A 19,812-nucleotide genomic window follows, 5' to 3' on the forward strand; every position below is an offset into this window, starting at 1 on the left:
GAGGGAGAGGACGGACGATGAGCGAGATCCTGTGCCGCGGTCTGGTGCGCATCTTCGCCACCGACGGCGTGGAGGTGCAGGCCCTCCAGGGCCTGGACCTGGTGGTCGAGGCCGGCGACCTGGTGGCCGTGGTCGGGGCCTCCGGGTCCGGGAAGTCCACGCTGCTGGGCATCCTGTCCGGTCTGGACACGCCGACCGGGGGCTCCGCCGTCGTGGCGGGCACCGACCTGCTGACGATGGGACGTCGTGACCGGGTCACCTACCAGCGCCGGACGGTCGGCTTCGTCTGGCAGCAGACCTCCCGCAACCTGCTGCCGTACCTGACCGCGGCCGAGAACGTCCGCCTCGTGCTCGACCTCGGTGGCGGCTCCCGGTCGGAGCGGGCCGAGCGCACGACCGAGCTCCTCGACCTGCTGCAGGTGGCCGACGTCGCCGACCGGTACCCGGCCGAGATGTCCGGCGGGCAGCAGCAGCGGGTGGCGATCGCGGTGGCCGTGGCCAACCGGCCCCGGGTGCTGCTGGCCGACGAGCCGACGGGGGAGCTCGACGAGGCCACCAGCGCGGACGTGCTGGAGGCGCTCCGGGCCGTGAACGCGGCCACGGGCACCACGACCCTCATAGTCACCCACGACCCGGCGGTGTCGGAGCACGTGGCCCGCACCGTGCAGATCCGTGACGGCCGGACCTCCACGGAGGTGCTGCGCCGTACCGCGACGGACGCGGACGGCGTGCAGCGGGACGTCGCCGAGGAGTTCGCCGTGCTGGACCGCGTCGGCCGCCTGCAGCTGCCGCACGACGTGGTCGAGACGCTCGAGCTGCGCGACCGGGTCCGGCTGCGGCTCCGGGACGACCACGTGCAGGTCCGGCCGGACCGTGACCCGACGGGGGAGAGGCAGTGATGACGACGCCGGTGGTGCGGACCGAGGACGTCCGCCGTACGTTCGGCCGGGGGGCCGGTGAGGTGCACGCGCTGCGCGGGGTCTCCGTCGCCGTCGCGCCGGGCGAGCTCCTGGTGGTGCGGGGCCCGTCGGGCTCGGGCAAGACGACGCTGCTCAACGTGCTCGGCGGCCTGGACCGCCCGACATCGGGCCGGGTGTGGCTCGACGACCGCGAGCTGACCGCGATGGACGAGGACACGGTGCTCGCCCTGCGCCGGGACGAGATCGGCTACGTCTTCCAGTCGTTCGGCCTGCTCCCGGTGCTCTCGGCGGCGGAGAACGTCGAGGTCCCCCTGCGCCTGCGCCGGGTCCCGGCCGCGGACCGGACGCGACGGGTGGCCGACGCGCTGGACCGGGTCGGCCTGGCGGAGCACGCCGACCAGCGGCCCTACGAGCTCTCCGGCGGGCAGCAGCAGCGGGTGGGCATCGCCCGCGCCCTGGTGGCCGCGCCGCGGGTGCTGCTGGCGGACGAACCCACCGGTCAGCTCGACACGGCGACCGGTCGCCGGGTGATGGACGTCCTCGCGGAGCTCGTGCACGCCGAGGGCGTCGCGGCGGTGGTCACGACCCACGACCCGGAGCTGGTCCGGCGGGCCGACCGGGTCGTGGACCTGCACGACGGAGCGGTCGACGTCACCCTGTGAGGTGCGTCACATTCCGGTGCCACGGGGTGCATGGGAACGCTCCCAGATGTACGCCACGTTCCGATCAGGTCACGATCGCGCCATCAATTCCGGCAGATGGTGACCGGGGCCACGATCCAGGGGTTAGGCTCCTTGGCGCATCTTGTGCTGCGGGAGCGGATCAGCTCCCGCCCCCCTCGCTGCCGGAGCATCCCTCCGGTGGCGTGCACACCAACTCAGGAGGACACGTGACACCTCGAGGACGTTTGGCAGGCATCGGGGCCTTCACCCTGGCCTCGGCCCTGCTTCTCTCCGCCTGCGGCGGCTCCGGAAGCTCCGAGGAAGGCGACTCGACCGCATCGGGCGACGGCGAGAGCGCCGGCATCGTCTCGATCAGCAGCGGTGAGCCGCAGAACCCGCTGACCCCGGGTATGACCAACGAGGTCTACGGCGGTCTGGTCGTCAAGAACATCTACTCCGGCCTCGTCTACTACACGGCGGACGGCGCGATCGAGAACGAGGTCGCCGAGTCCATCGAGTCGGAGGACAACAAGACCTGGACGATCACCATCCAGGACGGCTGGACCTTCTCGGACGGCACGCCCGTCACGGCGAGCAGCTTCGTCGACGCGTGGAAGTACGTCGCGAACCTGGACAACGCCCAGAACCAGCAGTACTTCTTCAACGGCTTCGAGGGCTTCAGCTTCGAGGAGCCCTCCGACATCGCCGTCGAGGTCGTCGACGACCTGACCTTCACGGCCGAGCTGTCGGAGCCCGCGTCGGACTTCCCGCTGTGGGTGGGCTACTCGGCGTTCAACCCGATGCCGGAGGCCTTCTTCGAGGACCCCGAGGGCTTCGGTGAGGACCCGATCGGCAACGGCCCCTACGAGCTCGAGTCGTGGGAGAACGACAGCCTCATCACGCTCGTGCCCCGCGAGGGCTACGAGGGTCCGCGCCAGCCGGCCAACGGCGGGCTCGAGATGGTCGCGTACGTCGAGGAGGACACGGCGTACAACGACATGCTCGACGGCAACCTCGACGTGCTGCCGAACGTGCCGTCGTCGGCCTTCGCCACCTTCGAGGACGACCTCGGTGAGCGTGCCGTCAACCAGCCGGCCGCGGTGATCCAGGTCATCAACGTGCCCGAGTGGCGCGAGGAGTTCCAGGGTGAGGCCGGCGTCATGCGTCGCAAGGCCATCTCCATGGCGATCGACCGCCAGACCATCACCGAGCAGCTCTACGGCGGTGCTCGTACCCCGGCGAAGGACTTCACCTCCCCGGTCATCGACGGCTACTCGGAGGACATCCCGGGCTCCGAGATCCTCGAGTACGACCCCGAGGCCGCCAAGGAGATGTGGGACGAGGCCGAGGACATGGACCCGATCGGCGACTACACGCTGCAGATCTCGTCCAACGCCGACTCCGACCACCAGGACTGGATCGACGCGGCGTGCAACACCATCCGCGCCGACCTGGAGATCGGTTGCGAGTTCGCGCCGTACACCACGTTCGACGAGTTCCTCGACGCGCGTGACAACGAGACGGTCGAGGGCATCTTCCGCGGTGGTTGGCAGGCCGACTGGCCGTCGATGAGCAACTTCCTGGGGCCGATCTACGGCACCGGGGCCGGCTCGAACGACATGAACTACTCGAACGAGGAGTTCGACGCCAAGCTCGCCGAGGCGGCCGCCGCCGAGGACCAGGAGACCGCCGTCGAGCTGTACAAGGAGGCCCAGGAGATCCTGTTCCAGGACGTCCCGGGTATCCCGCTCTGGTACCAGAACGCGACCGGCGGCTACGCCGAGACCGTCGAGAACGTCGAGTTCGGCTGGGACAGCGACCCGATCCTGTACCAGATCACCAAGGAGTGATCCACCGCTGACACGGACGGGGCACCCGCCTCGGGTGCCTCGTCCGTCGTCTGTTTTCGAGTAGTCGACCCGATCCGGTACGGTCTGCGTCGACCACTCGTCGCGAGGGGCGGGGGTGCCCATCGGCACCCCCGCCCCACCGCTGTCCGCGTCCTCCTTCGGTCGCGGCACGATGAAAACCCGTAGCCTGGGGGGACCCCCTGGGCACACGAGGAGACAAATCGCATGCTCTGGTATCTCGGACGCAGGCTCCTACAGGTGATCCCTGTGTTCCTCGGGGCCACCCTGCTGCTCTACGCCATGGTGTTCCTGCGGCCCGGTGACCCGGTGGCCGCGCTCGGTGGTGAGCGCGGGCTTCCCGAGGCGGTGCAGGAGCAGATCCGGGCCGAGTACAACCTGGATCAGCCCTTCATCATTCAATATCTGTTGTTCCTCCGCGGTGTCGCGACGCTGGACTTCGGCGTCGACTTCCGCGGCCGCGAGATCACCGAGGTGATCGCCAACGCCTTCCCCGTCACGATCCAGCTCGCTCTGATGGCTCTGGTCATCGAGGCGGTCTTCGGCATCGGCTTCGGGCTCGTCGCCGGGATGCGCAAGGGTGGCATCTTCGACGCGACGGCGCTGGTCGTCAGCCTCGTCTTCATCGCGGTCCCGACGTTCGTCGTCGGTTTCGTCCTGCAGATCGTGGTCGGCGTCCAGCTCGGCTGGCTGCCCGTCACCGCAGGACGAGATCCCGACTTCATCAGTCTGCTGATGCCGGCGATGGTGCTGGCGGCCGTGTCCTTCGCGTACGTGCTGCGACTGACGAGGACGTCGGTGGCCGAGAACCTCTCGGCCGACTACGTGCGCACGGCGCGCGCCCGCGGTCTGCGTCGCACGCAGGTCACCGGCCGGCACGTGCTGCGCAACTCCCTCATCCCCGTCGTGACGTTCCTCGGTGCCGACATCGGCGCCCTGATGAGCGGTGCGATCATCACCGAGGGCATCTTCAACATCAACGGTGTGGGCGGGACGCTCTACGACGCGATCATCCGTGGCGAGAGCATCACCGTCGTGTCGCTGACCACCGTGCTGGTGCTGGTCTACATCGGAGCGAACCTCCTGGTCGACCTGCTCTACGCCGCCCTCGACCCGAGGATCCGTTATGCCTGAGAACCGTTACGAAGAACCGCTCGGCGCGCCGGCGGTCCCGGCCCCGCGCCCCGGGCAGGAGCACTTCACCGCACCGAGCGACGAGGGCGGCCTCGGCGCCGTCGACGCGGTCAAGACCGACGAGACGCCCACCAGCCTCTGGCGCGACGCGTGGAACCAGATGCGCCGCCGGCCGCTGTTCTGGATCGCCGGGACGGTCATCGTCGTCGTCGTCCTGGTGGCGGCGTTCCCCGGGATGTTCACGTCGATCAACCCGCGTGTGTGCGACCTGTCGAAGGCTCTGGAGGGCGCCCAGCCGGGCCACCCGTTCGGCTTCGACCGGCAGGGCTGCGACATCTACTCGCGCACGATCTACGGCGCCCGCGCCTCGGTCGTCGTCGGCGTGCTCGCCACGTCGATGGTCGTGATCCTCGGCACCACGATCGGTGCGATCGCCGGCTACTACGGCAAGTGGTTCGACACGATCCTCAGCCGCGTCACGGACATCTTCTTCGCGATCCCGCTGGTGCTCGGTGCCATCGTGATCATGTCGGTGTCCAGCAACCGCACGAGCCTCCTGGTCGCCGGGGTCCTGGCGATCTTCGGCTGGACGCAGATCGCCCGCATCACCCGCGGCACCGTGCTGTCGGTGAAGAACAACGAGTTCGTCACCGCCGCGATCTCGCTGGGCATGGGGCGCGGCCAGATCCTGCTGCGGCACGTGCTGCCGAACTCGGCCGCTCCGATCATCGTCTACGCGACCGTGGCCCTGGGCCAGTTCATCGTCGCCGAGGCGACGCTGAGCTTCCTCGGCATCGGTCTCCCGCCGGACGTGGTCTCCTGGGGTGGCGACATCAACGCCGCCCAGGGTGCGATCCGGACCGACCCGGAGATCCTGCTCTACCCGGCCGGCGGCCTGGCCGTGACGGTGCTCGGCTTCATGATGATGGGCGACGTCGTGCGCGACGCCCTCGACCCGAAGGCTCGGAAGCGATGACGACACAGTTCCCCGTGAGCAACGGCGACGCGAAGTCCGAGAACGGTCCCGCGGTCGTCGACCCCAACACGCCCCTGCTGGAGATCAGCGACCTGCAGATCTCCTTCACCACCGGGGTCGGTGAGGTGCACGCCGTGCGCGGCGCGAACCTCACCGTCTACCCCGGCCAGAACGTGGCCATCGTCGGCGAGTCCGGATCGGGCAAGTCGACCACGGCGGCCGCGATCATCGACCTGCTGCCCGGGACCGGCAAGGTCACCGGCGGGTCCATCCGCTTCGCCGGCCGTGAGCTCGTCGGTGCGCCCCGCGCCGAGAAGGAAGCGCTGCGCGGCCGCGCGATCGGCATGGTCCCGCAGGACCCGATGTCCAACCTCAACCCGGTCTGGCGCATCGGCACCCAGGTGACCGAGGCGCTGAAGGCCAACGGGTTCAAGGGATCCAAGGCCGAGCTGCGCACCCGCGTCGCGGACGTGCTGGCCGAAGCCGGCCTGCCGGACGCCGAGCGCCGGGCGCGCCAGTACCCGCACGAGTTCTCGGGCGGCATGCGCCAGCGCGCGCTCATCGGCATCGGTCTGGCCTCCCGGCCGCAGCTGCTCATCGCGGACGAGCCGACCTCGGCCCTGGACGTGACCGTGCAGCGCCAGATCCTCGACCACCTGGGCGAGATGACCCGGGACCTCGGCACCGCCCTGCTGTTCATCACGCACGACCTCGGGCTCGCCGCCGAGCGTGCCGAGCACCTCGTGGTGATGTTCAAGGGGCAGATCGTCGAGTCGGGCCCGGCCCAGCAGATCCTCGCGGACCCCCAGCACCCGTACACCAAGCGACTGGTGGCCTCGGCGCCGTCGCTGGCGTCGCGCCGCATCCAGTCGGCACACGTCCAGGGCCGGGAGTCCGAGGAGCTGCACGCCCACCACCTGGGGCAGAAGCCGCCGGCCACGAACGAGGCGGTCAAGGTCACCGACCTGACCAAGGTGTTCCAGATCCGCGGGGCGCGCCCCGGGTCGTCGACGGACTTCACCGCGGTCGACGACGTCTCGTTCACGCTGGGACGCGGCCGGACCCTCGCCCTGGTCGGGGAGTCGGGCTCGGGCAAGTCCACGGCGGCCAACATGGTGCTGGGCCTGCTGGAGCCGACGTCGGGCACCGTCGAGTTCGACGGCACCGACGTCTCCACGCTCAACCCGAAGCAGGCGTTCGAGTTCCGGCGTCGGATCCAGCCGGTCTTCCAGAACCCCTACGGGTCCCTGGACCCGATGTTCTCGATCTTCCGCTCCATCGAGGAGCCCCTCAAGCTGCACGGCGTGGGGTCCAAGAAGGGACGGGAGAAGCGGGTCCGCGAGCTGCTCGACATGGTCTCGCTGCCGCAGTCGGCCATGCGCCGGTTCCCGAACGAGCTCTCCGGCGGTCAGCGCCAGCGCATCGCGATCGCGCGTGCCCTGGCGCTCAAGCCGGAGGTGGTCGTGCTCGACGAGGCGGTCTCCGCCCTCGACGTGCTCGTGCAGGCCCAGATCCTGGACCTGCTCGACGACCTGCAGTCGGACCTCGGTCTGAGCTACCTGTTCATCACCCACGACCTCGCCGTCGTGCGGCAGATCGCCGACGACGTCGTGGTCATGCAGAACGGCAAGGTGGTCGAGCAGGCCACGACCGACGAGGTCTTCGACAACCCGCGCAAGCAGTACACACGCGACCTCCTCGACGCGATTCCCGGCGCTCACCTGGTCGGGAACGTCGCGGGCGGCTGACCAGCGCCGCACCGCACCCGCGCGACCCAGGACGCCGCGGACCCCACCGGGTCTGCGGCGTCCTGCGGTTGCCGTTCTTCCCTGATGCCGACAGTCTGAGAGTTATGCCACGCCGACCATCGACCCTCGCACCCGCTGTCTTCTATCCCGCAGGTGGACTGATCCTGGTCTTCGTCCTCCTGGGAATCTTCGCCACCGACTGGTTGGCGGACCTCATGTCGACCCTCCAGGCCATGGTCATCAACGGCTTCGGCTGGTACTACGTCCTCATCGTGGCGCTCTTCGTGGTGTTCGCGATCTACGTCGGGCTGAGCCGCTTCGGTGACATCACCCTCGGCAAGGACGACGAGACGCCCGACTTCAAGCTCCCCGTGTGGTTCGCGATGCTCTTCGCGACCGGCATGGGCATCGGCCTCGTCTACTTCGGCGTGGCGGAGCCGCTGTGGCACTACACCGATCCCAAGCCGGGCGTCACCGGTGACTCCGCCTCCCTCGCCGGTCAGGCGATGGGGCAGACCTACCTGCACTGGGGCTTCCACGCCTGGGCGATCTACGTCGTCATCGGCCTGGCCCTGGCGTACGCCATCCACCGCAAGGGCCGCCCGGTGTCCATCCGCTGGGCCCTGGAGCCCCTGCTGGGGGAGAAGCGCGTCAACGGCTGGCTCGGCAACCTCATCGACGTGCTGGCCATCTTCGGCACCGTCTTCGGTGTCGCCACGTCGCTCGGCCTCGGCGTGCTGCAGCTCTCGGCCGGCCTCGAGTACCTCGGTGTCGCCGAGTCCACCGTCGCCCTGCAGATGGGTCTGATCGTCGCCATCACGGCGACCGCGGCGCTTTCCGTGGCCTCCGGCCTGGAGCGCGGCATCAAGTGGCTGTCCAACGGCAACATGATGCTCGCCGGCGCCCTGATCGTCGTCGTGCTGCTCCTCGGCTCCTCCCTGTTCGTGATGCGCGAGTGGGTCCAGTCCCTCGGCTTCTACCTGCAGAACGTCATGCAGATGACCTTCGACACCCTGGCGTTCCAGGGGCAGGACGGACTCGCCTGGGAGTCCAGCTGGACCATCTTCTACTGGGGCTGGTGGATCTCCTGGGCGCCCTTCGTGGGGCTGTTCATCGCGCGCATCTCCCGCGGCCGGACCGTGCGTGAGTTCGTCCTCGGCACGCTCCTCGTGCCGATGCTGGTGACGACCGTCTGGTTCAGCGTGTTCGGTGGCGCCGCCCTGCGGCAGGAGATGATGGAACCGGGTTCGATGCTGGACCCGGAGACCGGGACCGTGAACTCGGACACGGCGATGTTCCAGCTGTTCGACACGTTGCCCGGCGGGGGCGCCTGGCTCGCCGTCATCGCGATGATCCTCGTCGTGGTCTTCTTCGTGACCTCGTCCGACTCGGGCTCGTTCGTCGTGGACATGCTCGCCAACGGCGGCGACCAGAACCCGCCGCTGTGGAGCCGTCTGTTCTGGGCGATCCTCGAGGGCGCCGTCGCGGCGGCCCTGCTGTACGCCGGCGGGCTCGCCACCCTGCAGACCGCCTCGATCCTCACCGCCCTACCGTTCTCGGTGGTGCTCCTCGCGATGATGGTCTCCGTGTGGAAGGCCCTGGAGACCGAGCATCGGGCGATCATGCGTGCCGAGCGTCGGCTGCGGCAGCGCGAGTTCAAGCAAGAGGTCACCGAGCACGTGACGGAGCACGTGACGGTGCACGTCAACGAGCAGCTCTCGGAGATGACCGGGCAGACCCCCGTCGTGGAGAACCCGGAGCGTGAGGGTGCCGGGACCCCCGTGACCGCACGTCGTCGCGGTCCGAAGGCCTGGCGCCGCCGCACGGCGGGGCCGGGCCCCGAGGGCTCCGGACCGGGCCCCGAGGGCTCCGGTCCGGGCACGACGGACACCTCCGGGTAGGATGGTGCGGCCCCGGGATCCCGGGGCCGCCCCCTCCACGGAAAGAGAACCCTTGATGTCTGTGCGCTCCGACCTGCGCAACGTGGCGATCGTCGCTCACGTCGACCACGGCAAGACCACCCTGGTCGACGCCATGCTGCGTCAGGCGGGTGCCTTCGCCGCGCACCAGCAGGTGGACGACCGGGTCATGGACTCCGGTGACCTGGAACGTGAGAAGGGCATCACGATCCTCGCCAAGAACACGGCGATCCGGTACGCCGGACCGTCGGCGGCGGAGGCCGGGGAGTCCGACGGCGTCACGATCAACGTCATCGACACCCCCGGCCACGCCGACTTCGGCGGCGAGGTCGAGCGGGGTCTGTCCATGGTCGACGGCGTCGTGCTGCTCGTGGACGCCTCCGAGGGTCCGCTGCCGCAGACCCGGTTCGTGCTGCGCAAGGCGCTGGCCGCCAAGCTGCCGGTGATCGTCGTCGTCAACAAGGTCGACCGCCCGGACTCGCGCATCACGGAGGTCGTCGCCGAGACGACCGACCTGCTGCTCGGGCTGGCGAGCGACCTGGCCGACGAGGTCCCCGACCTCGACGTGGACGCCGTCCTCGACGTGCCGGTGGTCTACGCCTCGGCCAAGGCGGGGCGTGCCTCCACCGAGCAGCCCGCCGACGGCGAGCTGCCCGCGAACGAGGACCTCGAGCCGATGTTCTCCACGATCCTGCGGACCGTCCCGGCGCCGACGTACGACGAGACGATGCCGCTGCAGGCGCACGTGACGAACCTCGACGCCTCGCCGTTCCTCGGCCGTCTGGCCCTGCTGCGGGTCCACAACGGCACGCTGCGCAAGGGCCAGACGGTCGCCTGGGCGCGCCAGGACGGCACGCTGAGCCAGGTGCGGATCACCGAGCTGCTCGAGACGAAGGCGCTGGACCGCGTCCCTGCCGAGTCCGCCGGCCCGGGTGACATCGTCGCGGTGGCGGGGATCGCCGACATCATGATCGGCGAGACGCTCACGGACGCCGACGACCCGCGTCCGCTGCCGCGCATCACGGTCGACGACCCGGCGATCTCGATGACCGTCGGCATCAACACCTCCCCGCTGGCCGGCAAGGGCGGCAAGGGGCACAAGGTCACCGCCCGGCAGGTCAAGGACCGCCTGGACGCCGAGCTCATCGGCAACGTCTCGCTGCGGGTCCTGCCCACCGACCGGCCGGACGCCTGGGAGGTGCAGGGACGCGGCGAGCTCGCCCTGGCGATCCTCGTCGAGCAGATGCGCCGCGAAGGGTTCGAGCTGACCGTCGGCAAGCCGCAGGTCGTCACCAAGCAGATCGACGGCAAGACCTGCGAGCCGATGGAGCGCATGACGATCGACGTGCCCGAGGAGTACCTCGGCGCCGTCACGCAGCTCATGGCGGCCCGCAAGGGCCGCATGGAGACGATGGCGAACCACGGCACCGGCTGGGTCCGGATGGAGTTCGTCGTGCCGGCCCGCGGCCTCATCGGGTTCCGCACCCGGTTCCTCACCGAGACGCGCGGCACCGGCATCGCCTCCTCGTACGCCGAGGGCTACGAGCCGTGGCACGGAACCATCGAGTCCCGCCTGACGGGGTCCCTGGTGGCCGACCGTGCCGGCGCCGTGACGCCGTTCGCCATGATCAACCTGCAGGAGCGCGGCACGTTCTTCGTGGACCCCACCCAGGAGGTGTACGAGGGCATGATCGTGGGCGAGAACTCCCGCAACGAGGACATGGACGTCAACATCACCAAGGAGAAGAAGCTGACGAACATGCGGTCCTCGACCGCCGACAGCTTCGAGAACCTGGTGCCGCCGAAGAAGCTGACGCTCGAGGAGTCGCTGGAGTTCGCGGCCGAGGACGAGTGCGTCGAGATCACGCCCGAGATCGTCCGTATCCGCAAGGTCAACCTCAACGCCACGGAGCGCGCCCGGGCCGCCGCACGGGCCAAGCGTTCCTGAGTCCGGTCGTGCGTCCGGGGGAGACCACGTCGCCGGGGACCCGGTCGGCTGATCCGTCGGTCGGGCCCCTGCTGGCGGTGCACGCGCACCCCGACGACGAGACGCTGGCGACCGGTGCGCTGCTGGCGACCTGGGCGGCCGCGGGAGCGCCGGTGACCGTGGTGACGTGCACGCGCGGCGAGCGGGGCGAGGTCATCGACACGCCCACCCATCCCACCGGGGTGGCGCACCTGGAGGGTGACGGCCCGGCCCTGGCCGCCCACCGGGAGCAGGAGCTCGCGGCCGCGCTCGACGCGCTCGGCGTGACGGACGGGCTGTTCCTCGACACCGTCGGCGGACCCGGGCGCCTGGAGGACTCGGGGATGGCCTGGGTCGCCCCGGGCATCGCCGGTCCGGCACCGGACTCCGGTCCGACGGCGTTCACCCGCGTGCCGCTCGACGCGGCCGCGGGCCGCCTGGCCGCCGTGCTGCGCGACCGCCGTCCGGCCGTCGTCGTCACGTACGAGGCCGGCGGCGGCTACGGGCACCCCGACCACGTGCGCACCTACGAGACCACCGTGCGGGCGCTCGACCTCGCGGCGGACCCCGGCGCCGACGTCGACGGCGAACCCTGGCGTGTCCCCGAGCGCTGGGAGGTCGTGGTCCCGGCCGACCGCTGGCATGCCGCGCGTACCGAGGTGGCGGCGTCCGCGCGGCACCGCGCACTCGCCACGGAGGCGGGGCTGACCCTGCCCGCACCGGACGTGGACCCGCCGCCGGTCGCCGTCCCCGACCCCGAGCTGGCGGCCGACGAGGTCGTCACCGTCGCGGTGGAGCCGGTGCTCGACCGGGTGCTCGCCGCCCTGCGGGCCCACGCCACCCAGGTGCAGCACGCCGGGGCCACCGACCTGCCGGGGGTGTGCGCGCACTACGCGCTGAGCAACGGCGAGCTCGCCCCGGTTCTCGTCGACGCGACCGTCCGGGTGCGCCGGTAGGGTCTGTCCGGTGATCTCGCCCCCGCCCCACCACGTGCAGCGCGCGCCCCGCGCGGGCAGCCCCCTGCTGGTCGTCTGGCGGCTGCTGCTCGGGCTCCTGCTCGGCGCCGTCGTCGGGCTCATCGGTACGGTCGGTCACCGGATGCTCTGGGGCGACCTGCCCGTCGGGCCCGCGCTGGCCCTGGCGCTGACGTTGTCCGCGGCGGTGCTCTGCCGCGCGTGGTCCGGTGTCGGCACGTTGCTGGCGTGCGGTGCCGGGTGGCTCGTGACCGTCCAGGTGCTGGCCGCCGAGGGGCCGGGCGGTGACGTGCTCGTGCCGGCCGACGCGATCGGGTACGTCTGGACCTACGGTGGCCTGGTGCTCTTCGCCGTGGCGGCGTTCCTGCCCCGGCGATGGTTCGTGGACGACCCCGACGCGGGGTGACCTGCGCCGAGTAGGATGCCTACTCGCGTGGCGTCCGCCACGCCCAGGACGTCCCGGGGGTCGTGGGACCCCCACGAGAGACCAGCACGGAGCGTGTCGATGGGCCAGCCGACCGACGGTGACGACCGGGTTCCCGAGCAGCGGGACCCAGGGCGGTCGCCCGCCGACGCCCCCGACGAGGACGTCCCGTACCAGCCCCCGGTGCGTGCGTGGGAGGAGCCCGCGACGTCGCCGTCCGACGCCGCGCCGGCGGAGCCCACCGGCTCCGACGAGCCGGTGGACGCGGCGGACGAACCGGACGCGACCCGAGCCGCACCCGACCAGCCGCAGCCGGAGCAGCCGCAGCCGGACGAGTCGCAGCCGGACCAGCCGGGGACGCCGGGTCCCGCCGACGCGGCTCCGGAGCCCTCCGAGTCCTCGTCGCCCGCGGCGGCCACCCCGCCGTCCGGCGCCTCGTCGCCGGAGCCCGAGGAGTCCGAGGTCCCCTACGAGCCGTCCGTGCGCGCCTGGGAGCGTCCTCGTCAGGTCGGGACCGTCCGCGCGCCCGGCGGAGCGCCGGCCGCCCCCACCGAGGCCATCCCCGCCGTGTCGTCGACGTCGGCGGGCAGCTCCACGAGCCCGTCCTCGGCGGACGGGGCCACCGGCTCGCGGTCCGGCGGCATCGGCGCGACCCTCGGCGGCCTGCTCGGCGACGGCGCACCCAGCCGCACCCCGAAGGTGCTGCTCGGTGTGCTGACCGGGCTCGTCGTCCTCGCCGGCCTGTACGTCGGCGCGCAGTGGATGGTCGCGGACACCGTGCCGAAGGGCACGACGGTCGCCGGCGTCGACGTCGGCGGTCTGACCGCGCCGGAGGCGGCCACGGCGCTGGACGAGGGCCTCGGACCGCGTGCCGCCGAGCCGCTGACCGTGCGTGCCGGCGACGCCACGAGCACGATCGACCCGGCCGAGTCGGGGCTGCGGCTCGACTCCGCGAAGTCGGTGGAGGACCTCACCGGGTTCACGCTGGACCCCTCCCGGTTGCTGGAGCATCTCGTCGGCGGCGACGAGGTGGCGCCGGCCGTGACGGTCGACCGCGGTGCCCTGACGGCGACGGTGAACGGTGTCGCCGAGTCGCTGGCGACCGAGCCGGTCGACGGCAGCGTCCGGTTCACCGACGGCGAGGCGGTGGCCACCGAGGCCGTCGCCGGGACGCAGGTCGTCGTCGCCTCCGCCGACGACGCGATCGTCGACGCCTGGCTCGTCTCGGAGGGTCCGGTCGACCTGCCGACCGAGTCGGTGGACCCCGCGATCGACCAGGCCGACACCGACGCCGCCCTCGTCGAGGCCCGGGAGATCGTCTCGGGTCCGGTCACGGTCCAGGTGGACGCCCAGAACCCGGAGCTCCCCGCCCGGGTGCTGGCCCGCTCCACGTCCTTCGCCGCGCAGGACGGCGAGCTCGTCGCGCGGTTCGACGGTGACCGGCTCACGTCCGCCATCGTCGAGCGGACCAACGACCTGCTGCGCGAACCGAACGACGCCCACTTCGAGTTCTCCGACGGCAGGCCGGTGATCGTCGGCGGGGAGACGGGCACGACCCTCGACCCGCAGCAGGTCGCCGAGGCCGTCGGCGGCGCGGCGCGCGCCGCGGAGCGCTCCACGCAGGTGGAGCTCGTCGAGTCGGACCCCGAGGACTCGCGGGCCTCGCTCGAGGAGCTCGGCGTCCAGGAGGTCGTCTCCGAGTTCTCGACCCCGCTGACCGCCGAGCCGATCCGCACCAAGAACCTGGTGCGCGGTGCCGAGCTGGTCAACGGCACCCTGGTCCGGCCGGACGAGACCTTCTCGCTCGTCGACACGCTCTCGCCGATCGAGGAGTCGAACGGCTACTTCGCGGCCGGTGTGGTGAGCAACGGCGTGCACGTCGACGCCGTCGGCGGCGGTCTCTCCCAGATGGCCACCACCACCTACAACGCCGGTTTCTTCGCCGGGTTCGACGACGTCGAGCACCGTCAGCACAGCTACTGGTTCAGCCGGTACCCGGCCGGACGCGAGGCGACGATCTACGTCGGCGCCATCGACATGAAGTTCCGCAACGACACCCCGTACGGCGCACTGCTGCAGAGCTACGTCTCGGGCGGACGCCTGCACGTGAAGGTCTGGTCGACGAAGTACTACGACGTCGAGGCCTCCGACTCCGGCAAGCAGGACGTGGTGCCGGTCTCCACGGTGAACAAGTCCGGCGACCCCGACTGCGAGCCGTACTCCGGGGGCGAGGCGGGGTTCGCCATCACCGTGTACCGCAAGGTGTACCACGACGGTGACCTCGTCAAGGACGAGTCCGACTTCTGGCGCTACAAGCCCGACGACGCCGTGAGCTGCGAACCGGAGAAGGACTCCGAGAAGAAGGACGGGGGCGACTGATGCTCGGACGCGTCTCCCGCGAGTCGTCGGCGCACGCCGCGGCGGCCGCCCACGAGGCCGGCTGGTCCGGTGTCGCGCCGGGCTCGACGGTGGTGTCGGCCGTGCGTGACGAGTCGACCGAGCTGCTGGACCTCGGGACCATCGCGCAGGCGCTGGCGACCGTGGCGGGCATCGACGACCTGGCGGCCGTCGTCCACCTCGGGCACCCGGAGCAGCCGTCGCCCGCCTTGGAGCAGGCGCTGCTCGCCGGTGACCCACGGCTGATCCTCACCGCTGCCACCACCGTGCGGACGCGGTGGACCTGGGTCGCGCCGCCGGGCGTCGTCGGTGGGCAGGTCGTCGTCGACGAGGCCGGCATGCGGGACTGCGCCGACGTGCTGCGCACCATGGGTGTCAGCCCGCGGCTGGTGCCGACGGCGACGCCCGTCGCGGAACGGGCGGCGCTGGCGGGGGAGCAGGGGTCGCTGGTCGTGGAGCGCCCCCGGGTCCCGGCCGGCTGGACCGAGGTGCCCGGCAGCGAGCACCTGAACGAGCTGGCGCCGGTCTGGTACGGGCTGCTCGAGGCGCGGGCCGCGTGGCCGCGGTTCACCGCACCGGCCCAGGTCTGGCTCGCGTTCGGCCCGAGCGACGACCACCGCGGGTCGCTGCGCCAGACGCTGGGGGTGCTCGTCGACGCCGGCGTCGACCTGCAGCACCTGCGCAGCCATCCCTCGACCTACGGCCCGCACGTGTTCTTCACGTCGTTCCGGTGCCCGGACGTCGCCGTGCTCGACGGCCTCGTCGCGGAGCTGGACGCCCGGTCGGTCGCGCACCGCACGCTCGCGGTCCTGCCGGGCGACCGCTTCGCGCCCGGACCCGAGGGACTGACCCCGCGATGGGTCGGCGCGTGAGGGTCGCCTACCTGGGCCCGGAGGGGACCTTCACCCACCAGGCGGCCCGGCTCTGGACCGACCGTGCGGCCACGGGTGCCGAGGTCGTGCCCTGCGCGGACGTCCAGGGCGTGCACGACACGGTCGCCGCCGGGTCCGCCGCGGTCGGCGTGGTGGCGATCGAGAGCTCGGTCGAGGGCTACGTGGTGCCGTCCCTGGACGCCCTGCTCGCCAGCGCGGACGTCGTCGCCGTCGACGAGGTCGTCCTGGACATCACCTTCGACGCCTTCGTGCGCCCCGGCCACGGCGAGCTCGTCGAGGCGACCGCCCACCCGCACGGGCTCGCGCAGTGCCGCCGGTTCGTCGAGGCGCGCGGCCTGACACCCGTCCCGGCGCCGTCCAACGCGGCCGCGTGCCGGGACGTGGGCGACCACCAGGTCGCCCTCGGGCCGCCCGTGGCCGGGGAGCTGTACGGCCTGGAGACGCTCGCGCGGTCCGTGGCCGACTTCGCCGGTGCGCGCACCCGGTTCCTCGTCCTGGACCGGCGCGACCGGGCCCGGGACCACCTCGCCGAGGACTCCGGACGGGCCAACACCTGGCGCACCATGCTGGCCGTCACGCCGACGATCACGGGGCCCGGTGTGCTCGCCCGCGTCACGGACGCGTTCGCCGTGCGCGACGTCAACATGTCGAGCCTCGTCACCCGCCCGCTCAAGGCGCGCGAGGGCCAGTACGTCTTCGTGGTGACCCTGGACGCCGCTCCGTGGGAGCCCGCCGTGCGGGACCTCTTCGGCGACCTGCTGGCCGCCGGGGACGCGCTGAAGGTGCTGGGTGCCTACCCGGCCTCGCCGGGAGAGGGCGGGCTCGACGGCGCGCTCGCGGACGAGGCGCCCACCGGGTCGGTGCGTGCGGGCGACCCGGAGGCCGTCCTGGCCGAGGGGCTGCTGTGGTGACCGGCGACGCCGCCCCGTCCGGGCGTGTCGCGGTCGTCGGCCTGGGGTTGATCGGGGGGTCGCTGGCCCGGCTGCTGGTCGCGCGCGGAGCCGAGGTGGTGGCCACCGACGCCTCCCCGTCCGTCCGCGGGGCGGCGCGTCGGGCAGGGATCGCCGTGACGGACGACGTGGCCGGCTGCGTGACGGGGGCCGACCTCGTCGTGCTGGCGGTGCCGCTGCGCGCCATGGCGTCGGTGGCGGAGCAGGTGGCCGTCCACGCGTCGCCGACCGCCACGATCACCGACGTCGGCAGCGTCAAGACCCCGGTCCGCGCGGCGATGGCCGACGCCGGGCTCGCGGGCCGCTACGTGGGCGCCCACCCGATGGCGGGGACCGAGCACAGCGGGTTCGGGGCGTCCGACGCCGGGCTGCTCGACGGGGTCGTGTGGGCGGTGACCGTCGACGACGCCGTCGCGGCCGAGACGGAGCGTGTGGCCGAGGTCCTGACCTGGGTGACCGGGCCGTGCGCCGGCCGCGTGGTCGTCCTCACCGACGACGTCCACGACGAGGCCGCGGCGCTGGTCAGTCACGTGCCCCACGTGGTCGCCACCCAGCTGCTCAACGCGGTGGCCGGTGCGCCGGTGGGTCCGGTGGCCCGACTGCTGGCGGCGGGCAGCTTCCGCGACGGCACCCGGGTGGCGCTCACCGACCCGGCCCGGACCGAGGCGATGGTGACCGAGAACGCGACCTGGGTGGCACCCGCGCTGCGCAAGGTGGTGCGCGACCTGGAGCTGGTCGTCCACCGGCTCGAGTCGAACGCCTCCGTGCACGACTACTTCCACGCGGCGGACTCCCTGCGCGCGGAACGCCGGGACGCGGCGGGGAAGGGTGCCGACGCGCCGGGCGAGCCCGTCGCCGTGCCGCGGACCGCCGGGTGGCCGGCGGTGCTGGTCGAGCGCTGCACCGCGGGAGCGGTCGTCGTGGGTCTGGACGACGACACCGTCCGGCTGACGGCGCCGCGACACGCCTGACGGGGCACGCCCCGTCCAGCCGCGAGTCAGGACGGTCTCTCGCGAGTCAGGACGATCTCTCGCGAGTCAGGACGGTCTCTCGCGAGTCAGGGCGCCGGGCCGCGAGTCAGGTCGCCCGGCCGCGAGTCAGCCCTGGCTGCGAGGACGCCGTTCCGGGCGTGGTGGCAGGATCCGCGTCGCCTCGATGTCCTCGGCGGCGATCCGGACCTCGACACCCGCGTCAGGGGCCGACGGCCGGGCCGGGTCGCGGCGCAGCGTGATGCCCGAGGTGTCGGATCTCACCACCACGCCGATGACGTCCGTCCAGCGTTTGCCGCTGGTCAGCGCCTCGTCGGGGGAGAGCCGGCGTCGCACCACGGCGCGGGTGCCGACCGGCCAGTCTCGCCAGTCGGACGGACCGTCGGCGGCGTGCTGGTTTCTCACGTGAGCGATACTAGAGTGAGCCCCCGAACCACCGGAGCGTTGCTCCCCGATCCCCCGGAAGGGAACTGCAGTGACCTACGTGATCGCTCAGCCGTGCGTCGACCTCAAGGACAAGGCGTGCATCGAGGAGTGTCCCGTGGACTGCATCTACGAGGGGAAGCGGTCGCTCTACATCCACCCGGACGAGTGCGTGGACTGTGGTGCGTGCGAGCCGGTCTGCCCGGTCGAGGCCATCTACTACGAGGACGACGTCCCCGAGGAGTGGACCGACTACTACCGGGCCAACGTCGAGTTCTTCGACGACCTGGGCTCCCCGGGCGGCGCGGCGAAGATGGGCGTCATCGAGAAGGACGACCCGATGATCGCCGCCCTGCCCCCGCAGGGCTGACCCCGGACGCCGGATGGGTTTCGCCGACCTGCGTGACCTGCCCTATCCCTGGGACACCCTGGGCGACGTCCGTTCGACGGCGGCCGCTCACCCCGGCGGGATGGTCGACCTGTCCGTCGGCACCCCCGTGGACCCCACGCCCCAGGTCGTCCAGGACGCCCTGAGAACGGCGGCGGACGCCCCCGGCTACCCGACAACCCACGGCACCCCGGCGCTGCGCGAGACGGTCGTCGACTGGTTCGCGCGGCGCCGGGGCGTGCCCGGGCTGGACCCCGCCGGCGTGCTGCCGACGGTCGGCTCCAAGGAGCTGGTAGGTCTGCTCCCGTCTCTGCTGCGCCTCGGCCCGGGTGACGTCGTCGTCCACCCCGCGGTCGCCTATCCCACCTACGACGTCGGCGCGCGGCTCGCGGGGGCGACGGCGCTGCCGAGCGACGACGTCGCCACGTGGGCCGGGCGCGCCGACGTGCGTCTGGTGTGGGTCAACTCCCCGTCCAACCCCACCGGCGCCGTGGCCGACGTCGAGCACCTGCGCGCCGTGGTCGCGGCGGCCCGCGAGATCGGCGCGGTCGTGGTGTCCGACGAGTGCTACGCCGAGCTGGCGTGGGACGCGCCGTGGGCGGGCGCCGACGGCGTCAGCACGGTGCCCAGCCTGCTCGACCCCCGGGTGACCGACGGCTCGCTCGACGGCCTGCTCGTCGCCTACTCCGCGTCGAAGCAGTCGAACATCGCGGGGTACCGCGCGGCGTTCGTGGCCGGGGACTCCCGCCTCGTCGCGGACCTGGTCGCCACCCGCAAGCACCTGGGCATGATCATGCCCGCACCCGTGCAGGAGGCGCTGCGCGCAGCCCTGCGTGACGATGCGCACGTCGACGCGCAGCGGGAGCGGTACCGGCGTCGCCGTGCGGCCCTCCTGCCGGCGTTGCGGCAGGCCGGGTTCGTCGTCGATCACTCCGAGGCCGGCCTCTACCTGTGGGCCCGGTGGGCCGACGGCGCCGCCGACGGGACGACCTCACGCGACCTGGCGCGGTGGTTCGCGACCCGTGGGATCCTGGTCGGACCGGGAGAGTTCTACGGAGTCGCGGGCGGGTCGCACGTGAGGGTGGCCTTGACGGCTGCCGACGATGCCGTGACCGATGCTGTGGCACGGCTCACATCTTCTTGACGTGACGATTGGAACCGCATGGGATGAGGGGGGTATT

At 71.9% G+C, this 19,812-nt stretch carries 17 protein-coding genes; 16 read left to right on the forward strand and 1 reads right to left on the reverse strand.

Annotated elements, in window-relative coordinates; translation table 11 throughout:
• Positions 1 to 17 precede the first annotated feature (17 nt).
• The 14 genes from Q6347_RS09410 to Q6347_RS09475 all read left to right on the forward strand — a co-directional run bounded on the left by Q6347_RS09410 (position 18) and on the right by Q6347_RS09475 (position 17,802).
• Positions 18 to 899, forward strand: coding sequence for an ABC transporter ATP-binding protein (locus tag Q6347_RS09410; RefSeq protein WP_304603453.1), 882 nt, complete (start codon positions 18 to 20; stop codon positions 897 to 899).
• Positions 899 to 1,582 carry an ABC transporter ATP-binding protein gene (locus tag Q6347_RS09415; protein WP_304607210.1) on the forward strand — a complete coding sequence of 228 codons (684 nt, stop codon included), beginning with the start codon at positions 899 to 901 and terminating at the stop codon, positions 1,580 to 1,582. The genes Q6347_RS09410 and Q6347_RS09415 overlap by 1 nt, the downstream gene beginning before the upstream one ends.
• A gap of 245 nt (positions 1,583 to 1,827) precedes the next feature.
• Positions 1,828 to 3,432, forward strand: a complete 1,605-nt coding sequence (locus tag Q6347_RS09420; RefSeq protein WP_304603455.1) for an ABC transporter substrate-binding protein — start codon at positions 1,828 to 1,830, stop codon at positions 3,430 to 3,432.
• A 225-nt stretch (positions 3,433 to 3,657) separates the two neighbouring features.
• On the forward strand, positions 3,658 to 4,584 hold the full coding sequence (locus Q6347_RS09425; RefSeq protein ID WP_171247825.1) for an ABC transporter permease: 927 nt from the start codon (positions 3,658 to 3,660) through the stop codon (positions 4,582 to 4,584).
• Positions 4,577 to 5,560: an ABC transporter permease gene (locus Q6347_RS09430; RefSeq protein ID WP_171247824.1), complete on the forward strand. Its 984-nt coding sequence runs from the start codon at positions 4,577 to 4,579 to the stop codon at positions 5,558 to 5,560. The genes Q6347_RS09425 and Q6347_RS09430 overlap by 8 nt, the downstream gene beginning before the upstream one ends.
• Positions 5,557 to 7,308: an ABC transporter ATP-binding protein gene (locus tag Q6347_RS09435; protein WP_304603456.1), complete on the forward strand. Its 1,752-nt coding sequence runs from the start codon at positions 5,557 to 5,559 to the stop codon at positions 7,306 to 7,308. Before Q6347_RS09430 ends, Q6347_RS09435 begins: the two co-directional genes overlap by 4 nt.
• 104 nt (positions 7,309 to 7,412) lie before the next feature.
• Positions 7,413 to 9,209 (forward strand): BCCT family transporter, encoded by a 1,797-nt coding sequence (locus tag Q6347_RS09440; RefSeq protein ID WP_304603457.1) that lies wholly within the window; start codon positions 7,413 to 7,415, stop codon positions 9,207 to 9,209.
• Positions 9,210 to 9,264: 55 nt separating this feature from the next.
• Entirely contained in the window at positions 9,265 to 11,175 is a 1,911-nt protein-coding gene (typA, locus tag Q6347_RS09445) for a translational GTPase TypA (RefSeq protein WP_304603458.1), read from the forward strand.
• 77 nt (positions 11,176 to 11,252) lie between these two features.
• Positions 11,253 to 12,149, forward strand: a complete 897-nt coding sequence (locus Q6347_RS09450; protein WP_304607211.1) for a PIG-L family deacetylase — start codon at positions 11,253 to 11,255, stop codon at positions 12,147 to 12,149.
• Positions 12,150 to 12,159: 10 nt separating this feature from the next.
• The gene (locus Q6347_RS09455) at positions 12,160 to 12,573 is read left to right on the forward strand and encodes a DUF6113 family protein (protein ID WP_304603460.1); all 414 of its coding nucleotides are present in this window, start codon (positions 12,160 to 12,162) and stop codon (positions 12,571 to 12,573) included.
• Positions 12,574 to 12,672: 99 nt separating this feature from the next.
• On the forward strand, positions 12,673 to 14,970 hold the full coding sequence (locus Q6347_RS09460) for a VanW family protein (protein ID WP_304607212.1): 2,298 nt from the start codon (positions 12,673 to 12,675) through the stop codon (positions 14,968 to 14,970).
• Positions 14,970 to 15,860 (forward strand): hypothetical protein, encoded by an 891-nt coding sequence (locus tag Q6347_RS09465; protein ID WP_304603462.1) that lies wholly within the window; start codon positions 14,970 to 14,972, stop codon positions 15,858 to 15,860. Before Q6347_RS09460 ends, Q6347_RS09465 begins: the two co-directional genes overlap by 1 nt.
• On the forward strand, positions 15,857 to 16,792 hold the full coding sequence (locus Q6347_RS09470) for a prephenate dehydratase domain-containing protein (RefSeq protein ID WP_304607213.1): 936 nt from the start codon (positions 15,857 to 15,859) through the stop codon (positions 16,790 to 16,792). Before Q6347_RS09465 ends, Q6347_RS09470 begins: the two co-directional genes overlap by 4 nt.
• A complete protein-coding gene (locus Q6347_RS09475; RefSeq protein ID WP_304607214.1) occupies positions 16,789 to 17,802 on the forward strand; it encodes a prephenate dehydrogenase/arogenate dehydrogenase family protein in 1,014 nt (337 codons plus the stop codon). Before Q6347_RS09470 ends, Q6347_RS09475 begins: the two co-directional genes overlap by 4 nt.
• A gap of 126 nt (positions 17,803 to 17,928) precedes the next feature.
• Here Q6347_RS09475 and Q6347_RS09480 read toward each other — a convergent pair whose 3' ends face one another.
• Positions 17,929 to 18,225 carry a DUF6725 family protein gene (locus Q6347_RS09480; protein WP_304607215.1) on the reverse strand — a complete coding sequence of 99 codons (297 nt, stop codon included), beginning with the start codon at positions 18,223 to 18,225 and terminating at the stop codon, positions 17,929 to 17,931.
• 70 nt (positions 18,226 to 18,295) lie between these two features.
• Here Q6347_RS09480 and fdxA point away from each other — a divergent pair, with 70 nt between their 5' ends.
• Both fdxA and dapC read left to right on the forward strand, forming a co-directional pair.
• A complete protein-coding gene (gene fdxA / locus Q6347_RS09485; RefSeq protein WP_171247815.1) occupies positions 18,296 to 18,613 on the forward strand; it encodes a ferredoxin in 318 nt (105 codons plus the stop codon).
• Positions 18,614 to 18,626: 13 nt separating this feature from the next.
• A complete protein-coding gene (dapC, locus tag Q6347_RS09490) occupies positions 18,627 to 19,775 on the forward strand; it encodes a succinyldiaminopimelate transaminase (protein WP_304603466.1) in 1,149 nt (382 codons plus the stop codon).
• Positions 19,776 to 19,812: the final 37 nt, after the last annotated feature.

The organism is Isoptericola sp. b408 (assembly GCF_030588085.1).
Taxonomy (GTDB): Bacteria; Actinomycetota; Actinomycetes; order Actinomycetales; family Cellulomonadaceae; genus Isoptericola; species Isoptericola sediminis.